Source organism: Rummeliibacillus sp. TYF005, from assembly GCF_003844195.1.
Classification (GTDB): domain Bacteria; phylum Bacillota; class Bacilli; order Bacillales_A; family Planococcaceae; genus Rummeliibacillus.
This window is the reverse complement of the sequence record NZ_ML122547.1, coordinates 86,002-98,803: the sequence shown is the minus strand read 5'-3', so window position 1 is coordinate 98,803 and position 12,802 is coordinate 86,002. Positions and strand designations below refer to the sequence as shown.

Below are 12,802 nucleotides of genomic sequence, written 5' to 3'. Positions count from 1 at the left end.
GGTGCTGCACCCCAAAAGTTAGAGTAAAAAATCTAATTTTTGGGGTGTTTTTCTATGGCTAAATATAGCGAAAAATTTAAATTTAAAGTAGTACAAGATTATTTAAGTGGTCCATTAGGTTACACTTTGACAGCCAAGAAACATGGTATAGTTACTTCTCAATTAAAGAGGTGGGTACGTTCATATAAAGAATTTGGTCGAAATGGCTTATCTGTAAAGAAAAAGAAGCAGTTTTATTCTGTTCAATTTAAATTAGATGTATTAAACTTTATGAAACAAACAGGTGCTTCTTATCAAGATACGGCAATTCAATTTAAGATGAATAATTTAAGTTTAATCGCAAATTGGAACAGTAAATTTCTAAAAGAAGGGATAGAGGGCCTGCAAGAAAAAGCAAAGGGGCGTCCGTCTATGTCTAAGAAACCAAAATTAACATCGAAGAAACAAGAAAAAATAATGTCACGTGAAGATCAGTTAGAACGTGAAAATGAACTACTTCGTTTAGAGGTGGCGTATTTAAAAAAGTTGAAGGCTTTTCGAGAGAATCCGGATGCCTTCCTCGAAAAGCACAAGCAATCATTGCGTTCGAACTTAAAGAAGAGGGATTCCGATTAAAAGATGTTATAAAACAAGTGGATATTCCTGAGGCAACGTACCATTATCACATCAAGCAAATGCATCAAGAGGATCCGGATGAAACCTGGAATACCTTGATATTAGAGACTTTTGAGAAACATGAAGGTCGATATGGTTATCGCCGTATTCATGCGGAATTGAAAGCACAAGGATACACAATTAATCATAAGAAGGTACAGCGTATCATGCAGAAATTAAACTTGAAATGTGAGAAATTTGTACGCAAATCACGCTATAAATCTTATAAAGGGACGATAGGAAAGGTGGCAAAGAATCGTTTAAACCGCCGTTTCAGCACACCGAATCCCCTTCAAAAGCTTGTAACAGACGTAACGGAATTCAAATGTACAGATGGTGAAAAACTTTACTTAAGTCCAATCATGGATTTATATAACGGTGAAATCATTGGGTTTAGTATGTCAAAACGTCCAACACTAGATTTTGTGATAGATTCACTTAAACAAGTACTTCCTGTTATACAAGATCATGCAAAATATCGGACAACCATTCACTCAGATCAAGGCTGGCATTATCAACATAAAACATGGGTCAAAACATTAAAGCAGAACAAGATTTTCCAAAGCATGTCTCGAAAAGCAACGTGTGCAGACAATGCCGCAATGGAGAACTTCTTCGGCTTACTTAAACAGGAAATGTATTATGGGGAAGAATTGATTGCTTACGAAGCATTAAAAAAGAAAATTGTTCAATATATAGATTATTATAATAACGAGCGAATTAAACAAAAACTGGCCGGTATGAGCCCGGTAAAATACCGAATTCATACCAGCCAATTAGCTGCATAACAAAAACTCTAACTTTAAGGGGTCACTACCAAATGTATCTTAAGAGGTAATTTCAAAGAAATTATTATTTTTTAGCAATAATATGAATTGGGTTACCTAATGCAACTTCTGCAGTTTCCATTGTAATTTCACCTAAAGTAGGGTGAGCATGGATTGTCATTGCTACATCTTCAAGTGTCATACCAGCTTCAATTGCTAAGCCTAATTCAGCAATCATATCTGATGCACCAACACCAATAATTTGAGCGCCTAGTAATAAACCATCTTCTTTACGAGCAACAAGTTTTACAAAGCCTTCTGTTTCGTTTAATGCTAGAGCACGGCCATTAGCTGCGAATGGGAATTTGCCAGCAGATACTTCAAAGCCTTCTTCTTTTGCTTGTGCTTCTGTAAGACCTACAGTAGCCATTTCTGGATCTGTGAAGCATACAGCTGGAATAGCTAGATAATCGACAACTGATTTTTGTCCAGCAATAGCTTCTGCAGCAACTTTACCTTCATAAGATGCTTTATGGGCAAGTTGTGGTCCAGGAACGATATCACCGATTGCATAAATGTTTGGTATATTCGTACGACCTTGTTTGTCAACTTTTAATAGGCCACGTTCGCCAAATTCAATACCAATTTCTTCTAAGCCCATATCATTTGTATTTGGACGACGACCTACTGTTACTAATACATAATCAGCATCCAAAGTTTTTGCTTCGCCTTTTACTTCGTATTTAACTGTAACACCTGTTTCAGTTTCTTCAACACCTTGTGCTAAAGCTTCTGTTTCAATTGTTACACCTTTTTTCTTAAGACCTTTTTTAACAATAGTTGTCATTTGTTTTTCAAAGCCAGCTAAGATATCTTTACCGCCTTCAAGAATTGTTACTTGTGAACCTAGATTTGCATATGCAGAACCAAGTTCAGTACCAATGTAACCGCCACCAATTACAACAAGTTTTTCAGGTACTTCTTGTAATGAAAGTGCACCAGTTGAGTTTAATACACGTTTTGAGAATTTAAATGTTGGAATTTCAACGGGGCGTGAACCAGTTGCAATAATAGCATTTTTAAATGTATAAGTTTGTGCAGAGTTTTCAGTGATTACTCGTAAAGAGTTAGCATCATGGAAATAAGCTTCGCCTTTTACAACTTCAATATTATTTCCTTTTAATAAGCCTGATACTCCACCAGTTAATTTTTTAACTACAGAATCTTTGAATGCTTGAGCCTTTTTAAAGTCCATTTTAACTTCTGGAACAATAACGCCCATATCATCTGAGTGTTTTGCTTGTTCGAAACGATGTCCGACAGAGATTAATGCTTTTGATGGAATACAACCAACATTCAAGCATACGCCTCCTACGTATTCACGTTCTATAACTGTTACTTTTTGTCCAGTTTGTGCTGCGCGGATTGCTGCTACGTATCCACCAGGGCCAGCTCCTATAACAATTGTATCTGTTTCGATTGGAAAATCTCCTACTACCATTTTAATTACGCCTCCATTAATAATAATTCAGGTTCGCTTAACAAACGTTTAATATGGTTTAACGCATGTTGAGCTGTTGCGCCGTCGATCATTCGATGATCAAAGCTCAATGATAATGCTAACACAGGTGCCGCTACAATTTCACCATTTTTTATCACAGGTTTTTCAGAAATCCTACCGATTCCCAAAATTGCTACTTCAGGGTGGTTAATTACTGGAGTAAACCATTGACCACCTGCTGAACCTATATTAGTAATTGAGCAAGAAGCACCTTTCATCTCATTTGAAGCCAATTTTCCTTCACGAGCTTTTGTCGCTAATTGATTGATCTCATCTGAAACGGCAAATACTGATTTACGATCAGCATGTTTGATAACAGGAACAAGTAATCCTTTATCTGTATCTGCTGCAATACCTATGTTATAGTAATGCTTTTGAATAATTTCTTGTGTTGCATCATCCAAGGAACGGTTAAACTCTGGGAATTCACGAAGAGTACTTACTAGAGCTTTTACCACATAAGGAAGATAAGTTAGCTTAATACCTTTTTCTGCGGCAATAGCTTTGAATTTTTTGCGATGTGCCACTAATTCAGTTACATCTACTTCATCCATTAGCGTTACATGAGGTGCTGTTTGTTTAGAGTGAACCATTGCTTTTGCGATGGCACGGCGAATGCCAGACATTTTTTCTCGTGTTTCTGGGAATTCACCTTGAAGTTCAACAGGTGTTGATGTAACTGTTTCAGTCGAATTTTCATCAATTGCAGATGACACATCCACTTTTTCTGCGTCTTCTTTTGCTCCGCCATTTTTAAATGCCTCAATATCCTCTTTTAGGACACGACCATTTTTCCCTGTTCCTGCAACTGATTTAATATCCACACCGTTGTCACGAGCAAATTTACGAACAGATGGCATCGCAATTACACGCGCTGGTGAATCTGCTTCTACTGCTTTAGTTTCAGGTTCTTTTTGTTCTACAACAGGCGCTTTTTCTACCTTTTTGCCATCTTCAGCAGTCGCTTGTACTTGTGCTTCTGTATTTGCTGCTTCCTCATCTTCCTTATGCCCATGAAGCTCAAGATCTTCGTATCCAGGCGCATCAATTTCTAAAAGAACCGTACCAACTGTTGTTAATGTACCCTCTTCAACAAGAACCTTTTCAACTGTACCTTCAACTGGAGAAGGTATTTCTACAACTGCTTTGTCATTTTGCACTTCTGCCAATACCGTATCTTCTTCAATTTTATCACCTGGTTTAACAAACCACTTTACAATTTCTCCCTCATGGATACCTTCTCCTATATCTGGTAAACGGAATTTATATGCCATGTAATTCACCCTTTCTTTGTATTAGTTAAATTAGAATTCTAAAACTTTTTTAGCTGTTGCAACAATATCTTTTGAATTTGGTAACCATACAGCTTCCGCTTGTGGGAATGGGTAAACTGTGTCAGGTGCTGTTACTCGTAAAACTGGTGCTTCAAGACTTAAAATAGCACGTTCTGTAATTTCACTTACAACATTTGCAGCAATACCAGCTTGTTTTTGAGCCTCTTGAACAACAATTGCACGGCCTGTTTTTTCAACAGATGCAATAATTGTTTCAATATCTAATGGCTGTATAGTTCGTAGGTCAATCACTTCAGCTGAATAATTTTCTTTTTGCAATGCTTCAGCGGCTTTTAACGATTCATGAACCATAGCACCATAGGCAAAAATAGAAATATCTGACCCTTCACGTTTAATATCAGCTTTACCAAGAGGAATTGTATAAGATTCTTCCGGTACTTCTTCACGGAATGAGCGATAAAGTTTTAAGTGTTCTAAAAATACAACGGGATCATTATCACGAATAGATGAGATTAAAAGACCTTTTGCATCGTAAGGAGTTGATGGAACGACTACTTTAAGTCCCGGTTGAGATGCAACTAAACCTTCTAAACTATCTGAGTGCATTTCAGGCGTATGTACACCGCCACCAAATGGAGAGCGAATTGTAACAGGTGCTCCTAGGCTTCCCCCTGAGCGATATCTCATACGCGCTAATTGACCACAAATCGAATCCATTACTTCATATACGAAACCGAAAAATTGAATTTCAGGTACTGGTCGGAATCCTTGAAGAGCGAGTCCAATAGACAGACCACCAATTCCAGATTCAGCAAGTGGTGTATCAAATACACGATCCTCACCAAATTCTTTTTGAAGACCTTCAGTTGCACGGAAAACGCCTCCGTTTACACCTACATCTTCACCGAATACTAACACATTTTCGTCTTCTTTTAATTCACAACGAAGTGCATCTGTAATTGCTTGAATCATTGTCATTTGTGCCATCGGTTACTTCGACTCCTTCTCAGTGTAGATTTGAAATTGTTCTTTCAAGTTGAATGGAAGATCTCCATCATTCATATTACGGATAAGATCTGTTACTTTTTGTTTTGGTGTTTCATCTGCTTTTTTGATAGCAGCTTTAATTTCTTCTTTTGCATTTGCAATCACTTCTGCTTCTTTTTCTTCACTCCATAATCCTTTAGACATTAAGAATTTACGGAAGCGAACAATAGGATCTTTCTTTTCCCATTTAGAATCTGTTTCAGAAGTACGATAACGAGTTGGATCGTCTCCTGCCATTGTATGTGGACCATAACGGTAACAAACTGTTTCGATTAATGATGGACCTTCACCTGCAATTGCACGTTTGCGAGCATCACGAGTTGCCACATAAACTGCCAATGGATCCATACCATCTACTTGAATACTTGGAATACCTGCTGCTATCCCTTTTTGAGCAATTGTAGAAGCAGCTGTTTGCAATTCACGTGGAGTAGAAATTGCATATTGGTTGTTTTGGACGATGAATATTGCCGGTGCTTTAAATGCTCCTGCAAAGTTGATTCCTTCATAGAAATCACCTTGTGATGAACCACCATCACCTGTATATGTTACGGCAACTTCTTTTTTGCCGCGTTTTTGAATACCTAGTGCAACTCCCGCTGTTTGAACATATTGGGCACCAATAATAATTTGAGGTGATAACACATTCACATCTTCAGGAATTTGACCGCCTACGAAATGTCCACGTGACCATAGGAAAGCTTTCCAAAGTGGAAGTCCGTGCCATACAATTTGTGGTACATCACGATAGCCAGGTAAAATATAATCTTCTTTTTCAAGTGCATAATGTGAAGCAATTTGAGAAGCTTCTTGACCAGCAGTTGGTGCATAGAACCCTAAACGTCCTTGACGATTCAATGAGATTGAACGTTGATCCAAAATACGTGTAAAGACCATACGACTCATCAATTCAACTAATTGTTCATCGGATAACTGAAGGTCTACCTCCGTGTTAACAATTTCCCCTTCTTCATTTAAAATCTGGAACATTTCAAATTTCTCTTCGATTTCCTGTAAATTTACTACCGGATCGAATTGTTGAACTTTTTTAGAAACCATGCTATCACATCTCCTTCATTTCTGTATTATAACTTTATACTAATTTCAGTAATACAGCAACCATTTATAATAGTATACCGAATAGTCACTCAACGGTCAACGTAAGTATATATAATATCCAATAATAAGCGTAAACTTTTAGATAACATACTGTATCATACAGAATCGGCACACTGTTATATATAACAGTATTGTTTCATCATTCTTTACTAACACAGTTTTAACAGTTCAATTATTACCTTTTCTTTCATTCCTAAAACAATCTTTTATGTATATTAGTTACTTTCCATTGAATGCAAAGGTTCTTAGGTTATAATAAATAGGAACTATTATTGAAAGGGAGAGCACTATGATTTTAATGCACGATATCATTCGAGAAGGTCATCCAACTTTAAGAGAAGTTGCAAAAGAAATGACTTTCCCTCTATCTATAGAAGAAAAGCAACTAGGTGAAGATTTACTTCAATTTTTGATTAACAGTCAAGATCCAGAAATAGCAAATAAGCATAGCTTACGTTCAGGCATTGGTATTGCAGCTCCACAAGTAAATGTCTCTAAAAGAATGTTTGCTTTGCATTTACCTGATAGTAAAGGCAAACAAATTAGCATGGTTGTCATCAACCCTAAAATTGTCAGCCATTCTGTAGAAGGATCTTATGTATCCTCTGGAGAAGGTTGTCTTTCAGTTGACAGGGATGTACCGGGATATGTTCCCCGTCATGCACGTATTACAGTAAAATTCTTTACACCAGATGGTGAAGAAAAGAAAATGCGTTTAAAAGGTCTACCTGCGATAGCATTTCAACATGAACTAGACCATCTAAACGGCATCATGTTCTACGATCACATTAATAAGGACAATCCTTTCGCTGAAATACCAAATGCTAGTCCATTAGAAGAATAAAAAAGAGGCTATACAAGAGTGAAAATCCTTCACTTTTGTATAGCCTTTTTTTATAACTAAATTTAATACATTAACATAAACCTAATTTTTTCATAGCTAGCGCTAATCCATCGTGATCAACATGATCGGTTACAAATGTTGCTGCCTCTTTTGCTTTTTTATGGCCATTCCCCATTGCAACACTAGTTCCTACAGATTGAAGCATTTCTACATCATTCAATCCATCACCAAACGCTATTGCATCCTCAATATCAAAATCCGTATTCTTTAAGAACTGTTTTATTCCGTATGCTTTTGACACGTCTTTATTAATAACATCTACAGAAAATTTATGCCATCTAATAAATTTCAACTCAGGAAACAGAGATGCATATTTCCCCTCTTCTTTTTCATTAACATATAGCAATATCTGATAAATATCTGAATGCTTATAATATTCTTCGTCGACTTCTGGCATCGGATAATACAAAGAATCCATACTAACTTGTACTCTCTCATCATCTTTTGTTGCTGAAGTCATTTTCACATCATCTAAATAGACAATAGGGACATTTTCATTTGTAGCTTGTGCCACAAGTTTATCAATTGTCTCCATCGGAATTGGTCTTTTTGAAATTACCTTTCCTTTGTATACAACATATTGTCCATTAAAGCTAACAAAGGAATCTAAACCGAGCTCCTCTAATACTGGTTTCAAAAAAAATGGTGATCTGCCGGTCGCTATCGCTATCTCATGTCCATTCTCCTTCGCCTTCTGAATAGCATTGTAGGTTGCTCTTGGTAACTTTTTTTCTGAATTATATAAAGTTCCGTCAATATCAAAAAATAAAATTTTATTTTTCATAAAATTTTGCCAACCCTCTTTCATATTTTCACTGTTAAGGAAATTATCTTTACATTTATTACCTAATTTAATATAATAAAAATAAGGAGTGATATGCCATGTTCAAACGTCTAAAAAAACAACTGTTGAAAAGGCTTCGTGGCTTACTCGAGAAAAAAACAATCGCATAAAATCACTTTGCCCTTCATAATTTGGAGGGCTTTTCTTTATTTTAGTTTATCTACATGATAATATAAAGGAAATGCAATTATTTTGAACGTGTTAAAGGAGAGCAAAAAAATGATTTACAAAGTTTATTACCAAGAAAATGTGCTTGAAGTACCAGTTCGCGAAAATACTAAAAGCTTATACCTTGAAGCAGAGGATGTACGTGAAGCCCGTGAAAAGCTTCAAGGTCGCGGTTACAACATCGAATATATTCAATTGCTTGAAGGAAATTATTTAGAATACGAACAAGCAAGTGAAAATTACAAATTGGAGAACTTCTAATTTAATGAAGTTTGTCAAAAATGACCAAACTGCAGTTTTCGCACTCGGCGGACTGGGCGAAATCGGTAAAAATACTTATGCAGTTCAATTCCAAGATGAGATTATCTTAATAGATGCGGGTATTAAATTCCCCGAAGATGATCTTCTTGGTATCGACTATGTCATACCTGATTATACTTATCTAGTACGTAATGTCGATAAAATTAAAGGTCTTTTTATTACTCATGGTCATGAGGATCATATTGGTGGTGTACCTTATTTACTTCGCCAAATTAACATTCCTGTTTACGGAGGCAAATTAGCACTCGGCTTGTTACGCAACAAATTGGACGAGCACGGCTTACTCCGTCAAACAAAACTGATTGAAATTAAAGAAGACGACGTTATTAAATTCCGTAAAACATCTGTAAGCTTTTTTAGAACAACACACAGTATTCCAGATGCATTCGGTATCGTTGTAAAAACACCACCTGGTAATATCGTTCACACAGGTGATTTTAAATTTGATTTCACTCCTGTAGGAGAACCAGCAAACCTCACTAAGATGGCTGAAATTGGTCGCGATGGAGTTCTTTGCTTATTATCCGATAGTACAAATGCTGAGCGTCCAGAGTTTACAATGTCTGAACGTAAAGTAGGAGAAAGTATTGATGAAATACTTCGTAACGTAGAATCTAGAATTATTTTTGCAACATTTGCATCTAATATTCATAGATTAAAACAGGTTACAGATGCAGCGGCCAAACACGGTCGTAAAGTAGCTGTATTCGGTAGAAGTATGGATAATGCGATTACAATAGGTCGAGAATTAGGCTATATTACGGCACCTAAAGAAACATTTGTAGATGCACAAGCATTAAATCGTTTACCAGCTAACGAAGTTATGATTCTTTGTACTGGTAGTCAAGGTGAACCAATGGCTGCTTTATCTCGAATCGCAAATGGTACACATCGTCAGATTCAAATTCAACCTGGTGATACAGTCGTATTTTCTTCTTCTCCAATTCCAGGAAATACGATTAGTGTAAACAAAACCATTAACTTGTTATATCGTGCTGGAGCCGAAGTTATTCATGGTTCACTCAATAATATCCATACTTCTGGTCATGGTTCTCAACAAGAGCAAAAGTTAATGTTACGTCTTATTAAACCAAAATTCTTTATGCCAATTCATGGTGAATACCGTATGTTGCGTATGCATGCAGGTTTGGCTGAAGATTGTGACGTTAATCCAGATAACATCTTTATCATGGAAAATGGTGAAGTTCTAGCATTAAGTTCAGATGAAGGCCATGTTGCAGGTCGTATCCCTTCAGGTTCAGTCTATATTGATGGGAATGGCATCGGTGATATAGGTAATATCGTATTGAGAGATCGTCGTATCCTTTCAGAAGAAGGCCTTGTTATTGTAGTAGTAAGTGTTGATATGGAACAACAAAAAATCGTCGCTGGTCCAGATATTATTTCACGTGGATTTGTTTACATGAGAGAGTCTGGTATGATGATTAATGAAGCACAACAAATGCTAAACAAACATTTGCAACAAACATTACAAGAGAAAACACCTCAATGGTCAGAATTGAAAAGTGAAATCACAGATGTTTTAGGACCATACTTATTTGAAAAGACTAAACGACGTCCAATGATTTTGCCAATAATAATGGAAGTATAATAGAAAGTTCTTTACATGATAGGCTATGAAAAAGAGTGTCTGAAAATTTAGAGACACTCCTTTGCACCAAAGATGGTGGAATTTTGATTCGCCCACCGCTGGGGCATACTTCATAAATTTATTATAAAAAAAGGGGTTATCCAAAAGTTTTTCACTTATTGGATAATCCCTTTTAGCTTCCAAAATTAATTCGTTTAGTTAAGCATTTTCTTCTCAAAGCGACTAATATCTGCATCTGCACCAATAACAATTAGTATATCGCCTTCATGAATAACTTCATCAGCTTGAGGTGATACAATAATATCGGTTTCTCGTTTAATAGCAACAATATTAATACCATATCGTGCACGAATATCTAGTCCTATAATCGTATGTCCTTCAAGTTGATTGTTTACTTTGATCTCCATGATAGAATGCTCATCTGATAATTCTAAATAATCGAGTACATTATTAGACATCATATTGTTAGCAATCCGAATCCCCATATCCCGTTCTGGGTGCACTACGTGATCAGCGCCTATTTTCCGAAGTACTTTTTCATGGTAATCATTCTGAGCCTTAACAGTTATTTTTTGTACACCTATTTCTTTTAACATTAACGTCGTTAAAATACTTGATTGAATATCATCACCAATTGCTACAATAACATGTTCAAAATTGCGGATTCCTAAAGATTTTAAAACAGATTCATCTGTTGTATCTGCTACAACGGCTTGTGTAGCTATTGCTGCAAATTCATCGACTCGTTCAGGGTGTTTATCGATAGCCATGACTTCTGCACCTTGATGGACAAGTTCATTGACTATACTACCTCCAAATCTCCCTAAACCGATGACAACAAATTCCTTTTTCATGCTTATACCTCCGATTTCTGTAGCACATCTCCAAGCTGTATCTCAATCTATTTTACCAAACAATTTCAAGTTTCGCTTTCAAGATTAAAAAAAGGCTACCCTATACAAAGGCAACCTTTTATTTAAATTGATTTAAATTATGCATTTCTTACTTCATCAAGCACCCGATTAACACGTTTTTCAAGCATTTTCATGCCGCTACCACCTGCTTGGAAATGACGAAGTTTGCCGTCTTTATCAAAAACATAATATGCAGGTACATATTGATTTTCAAATACATCTGTAAGTTTCAACTCACTATCAACAAAGATTGGTTGAGTAATACCATGGTTTTCAGCAATAACTTTAATTTCATCCAGATCCAAGTCTTTTTCAGAACGTGGTATATGAACTGCCACTACATTTAACTCATCTTTATATTTATCGCGGAAGTTATTTACTTCTGGCATAGCTTCTTTACATAAATGACAACTTATTGACCAGAAGTGGATTAATGTTGGTTTTTCACCAACTAAATCAGCTTTTGAAACTTGACCATTTAACCAAGCTACTTCACCTACTAATTCAGGCATTTCAGAACGTAATTTCATACTATTTCACCTCATAATTTTCATTAAGTATGTTTTTTCAATATACTTTTTTTAAAAAAGGACCTAACTCATGTTAGGCCCTAGAATTAAGAACTATCAGGATTAACCTTCTAGTAATGCATCACCTGGGTGCCAGTTTGCTGGGCAAAGGCCACCAGTTTGTAATGCTTGAAGTACACGTAAAACTTCGTCTACGTCACGACCAATATTGTTGTGATGTACTACTTGGTATTGTAATTCGCCTTCTGGATTGATGATGAATAGACCACGTAGCGCTACGCCTTCTTCTTCAATTAGAACGCCATATTCTTTTGCTACTTGTTGGTTATGGTCAGCTGCTAAAGGATAATTCAATTGACCAATCCCATTATCAGTACGGTCTTTGTTAATCCACGCTAAGTGAGTGTGGATTGTGTCCGTTGATACACCGATAATTTCTGCATCAAGATCTTCAAATTCGTCGAAACGGTCAGACATTGCAGTAATTTCAGTTGGGCAAACAAATGTAAAATCCATTGGATAGAAGAAAAGTACTGTCCATTTGTCGTTTTTCATATTTTCTTCCAGACTTACTTTGCCAAATTCTTTGTTTGGCATTACTGCATGCATTTCAAAGCGTGGTGCTTGTTTTGCTACCATACGTTCTGCCATCTTAAATCCCTCCATTAATCTTTAATTTCTGTAGCTTTTCGGTCTACCATCTATTTGATAATGTAACAAATACTTCTATTAAACGCAAAGATTACAACCTATAATTTCTCGTAATTCCGATAAAATGTGGCGAAATTTCTAATTTTTTCTTTCTTATCGTCCGCATTTATTTCTATCAACAATTAATAGTTTAATTATAAAAACACAATAGATCGCCCCCAAGAAAATAGGCCATCCATTGTGTTTTATCAACATGATATTTTGTGAAAATCTATTCTTCTTTGCTTCCTAGGCAGCGTTCACATTCATATAATGTAGATTCGACTTGCTCCACAATTTCACATCCGCATTCAGTACAAAGTTTTGGAAATCTTTCGTTTTGTTCGTTTTGCATACTATCTCCTCCTAATTATAG

14 protein-coding genes are annotated in these 12,802 nt (G+C 36.2%); 5 read left to right on the top strand and 9 right to left on the bottom strand.

The genetic code is table 11. The features are described 5' to 3' along the window. Positions 1 to 54: 54 nt before the first annotated feature. Together CW357_RS06240 and CW357_RS06235 are read left to right on the top strand one after the other, a co-directional pair. A complete protein-coding gene (locus CW357_RS06240) occupies positions 55 to 615 on the top strand; it encodes a helix-turn-helix domain-containing protein (protein WP_119417445.1) in 561 nt (186 codons plus the stop codon). Further along, positions 576 to 1,442, top strand: coding sequence for an IS3 family transposase (locus CW357_RS06235; RefSeq protein WP_233548173.1), 867 nt, complete (start codon positions 576 to 578; stop codon positions 1,440 to 1,442). The genes CW357_RS06240 and CW357_RS06235 overlap by 40 nt, the downstream gene beginning before the upstream one ends. A 64-nt stretch (positions 1,443 to 1,506) precedes the next feature. Here CW357_RS06235 and lpdA read toward each other — a convergent pair whose 3' ends face one another. Genes lpdA through pdhA form a run of 4 tightly spaced genes read right to left on the bottom strand, consistent with a single transcriptional unit; the run spans position 1,507 to position 6,383 of the window. Next, positions 1,507 to 2,922: a dihydrolipoyl dehydrogenase gene (gene lpdA / locus CW357_RS06230; RefSeq protein ID WP_124217610.1), complete on the bottom strand. Its 1,416-nt coding sequence runs from the start codon at positions 2,920 to 2,922 to the stop codon at positions 1,507 to 1,509. A gap of 5 nt (positions 2,923 to 2,927) precedes the next feature. Next, positions 2,928 to 4,256, bottom strand: a complete 1,329-nt coding sequence (locus tag CW357_RS06225) for a dihydrolipoamide acetyltransferase family protein (protein ID WP_119414731.1) — start codon at positions 4,254 to 4,256, stop codon at positions 2,928 to 2,930. Between the two features lie 30 nt (positions 4,257 to 4,286). Continuing rightward, on the bottom strand, positions 4,287 to 5,264 hold the full coding sequence (locus tag CW357_RS06220; RefSeq protein WP_119414730.1) for an alpha-ketoacid dehydrogenase subunit beta: 978 nt from the start codon (positions 5,262 to 5,264) through the stop codon (positions 4,287 to 4,289). Between the two features lie 3 nt (positions 5,265 to 5,267). Beyond that, positions 5,268 to 6,383: a pyruvate dehydrogenase (acetyl-transferring) E1 component subunit alpha gene (gene pdhA, locus CW357_RS06215; RefSeq protein ID WP_119414729.1), complete on the bottom strand. Its 1,116-nt coding sequence runs from the start codon at positions 6,381 to 6,383 to the stop codon at positions 5,268 to 5,270. A 349-nt stretch (positions 6,384 to 6,732) separates the two neighbouring features. Here pdhA and def point away from each other — a divergent pair, with 349 nt between their 5' ends. Next, entirely contained in the window at positions 6,733 to 7,287 is a 555-nt protein-coding gene (gene def, locus CW357_RS06210; RefSeq protein WP_119414728.1) for a peptide deformylase, read from the top strand. 70 nt (positions 7,288 to 7,357) lie between these two features. On the opposite strand, the gene CW357_RS06205 is transcribed toward def, so the two are convergent. Continuing rightward, complete coding sequence (locus tag CW357_RS06205; RefSeq protein WP_124217609.1) at positions 7,358 to 8,131, bottom strand: Cof-type HAD-IIB family hydrolase; 774 nt, start codon at positions 8,129 to 8,131, stop codon at positions 7,358 to 7,360. Positions 8,132 to 8,410: 279 nt separating this feature from the next. Here CW357_RS06205 and CW357_RS06200 point away from each other — a divergent pair, with 279 nt between their 5' ends. Both CW357_RS06200 and rnjA read left to right on the top strand, forming a co-directional pair. Next, a complete protein-coding gene (locus CW357_RS06200) occupies positions 8,411 to 8,620 on the top strand; it encodes a DNA-dependent RNA polymerase subunit epsilon (protein ID WP_119414726.1) in 210 nt (69 codons plus the stop codon). A 4-nt stretch (positions 8,621 to 8,624) separates the two neighbouring features. Next, a complete protein-coding gene (gene rnjA, locus CW357_RS06195; protein WP_119414725.1) occupies positions 8,625 to 10,292 on the top strand; it encodes a ribonuclease J1 in 1,668 nt (555 codons plus the stop codon). A 194-nt stretch (positions 10,293 to 10,486) separates the two neighbouring features. On the opposite strand, the gene CW357_RS06190 is transcribed toward rnjA, so the two are convergent. From CW357_RS06190 to CW357_RS18470, 4 genes are all read right to left on the bottom strand, one after another. Then, positions 10,487 to 11,146, bottom strand: coding sequence for a potassium channel family protein (locus CW357_RS06190; protein WP_119414724.1), 660 nt, complete (start codon positions 11,144 to 11,146; stop codon positions 10,487 to 10,489). A gap of 137 nt (positions 11,147 to 11,283) precedes the next feature. Then, entirely contained in the window at positions 11,284 to 11,736 is a 453-nt protein-coding gene (locus tag CW357_RS06185) for a TlpA family protein disulfide reductase (RefSeq protein WP_124217608.1), read from the bottom strand. A 102-nt stretch (positions 11,737 to 11,838) separates the two neighbouring features. Continuing rightward, positions 11,839 to 12,387 carry a peroxiredoxin gene (locus CW357_RS06180; RefSeq protein WP_119414723.1) on the bottom strand — a complete coding sequence of 183 codons (549 nt, stop codon included), beginning with the start codon at positions 12,385 to 12,387 and terminating at the stop codon, positions 11,839 to 11,841. 271 nt (positions 12,388 to 12,658) lie between these two features. Beyond that, positions 12,659 to 12,781: a YhfH family protein gene (locus tag CW357_RS18470; protein ID WP_199670654.1), complete on the bottom strand. Its 123-nt coding sequence runs from the start codon at positions 12,779 to 12,781 to the stop codon at positions 12,659 to 12,661. Between the last annotated feature and the right edge of the window lie 21 nt (positions 12,782 to 12,802).

Bases quoted from the DNA above. Each gene is read 5' to 3' on its own strand.
- CW357_RS06240 (WP_119417445.1), top strand. From the start codon at position 55: ATGGCTAAATATAGCGAAAAATTTAAATTTAAAGTAGTACAAGATTAT.
- lpdA (WP_124217610.1), bottom strand. From the start codon at position 2,922: ATGGTAGTAGGAGATTTTCCAATCGAAACAGATACAATTGTTATAGGA.
- CW357_RS06225 (WP_119414731.1), bottom strand. From the start codon at position 4,256: ATGGCATATAAATTCCGTTTACCAGATATAGGAGAAGGTATCCATGAG.
- CW357_RS06220 (WP_119414730.1), bottom strand. From the start codon at position 5,264: ATGGCACAAATGACAATGATTCAAGCAATTACAGATGCACTTCGTTGT.
- pdhA (WP_119414729.1), bottom strand. From the start codon at position 6,383: ATGGTTTCTAAAAAAGTTCAACAATTCGATCCGGTAGTAAATTTACAG.
- def (WP_119414728.1), top strand. From the start codon at position 6,733: ATGATTTTAATGCACGATATCATTCGAGAAGGTCATCCAACTTTAAGA.
- CW357_RS06205 (WP_124217609.1), bottom strand. From the start codon at position 8,131: ATGAAAAATAAAATTTTATTTTTTGATATTGACGGAACTTTATATAAT.
- CW357_RS06200 (WP_119414726.1), top strand. From the start codon at position 8,411: ATGATTTACAAAGTTTATTACCAAGAAAATGTGCTTGAAGTACCAGTT.
- rnjA (WP_119414725.1), top strand. From the start codon at position 8,625: ATGAAGTTTGTCAAAAATGACCAAACTGCAGTTTTCGCACTCGGCGGA.
- CW357_RS06190 (WP_119414724.1), bottom strand. From the start codon at position 11,146: ATGAAAAAGGAATTTGTTGTCATCGGTTTAGGGAGATTTGGAGGTAGT.
- CW357_RS06185 (WP_124217608.1), bottom strand. From the start codon at position 11,736: ATGAAATTACGTTCTGAAATGCCTGAATTAGTAGGTGAAGTAGCTTGG.
- CW357_RS06180 (WP_119414723.1), bottom strand. From the start codon at position 12,387: ATGGCAGAACGTATGGTAGCAAAACAAGCACCACGCTTTGAAATGCAT.
- CW357_RS18470 (WP_199670654.1), bottom strand. From the start codon at position 12,781: ATGCAAAACGAACAAAACGAAAGATTTCCAAAACTTTGTACTGAATGC.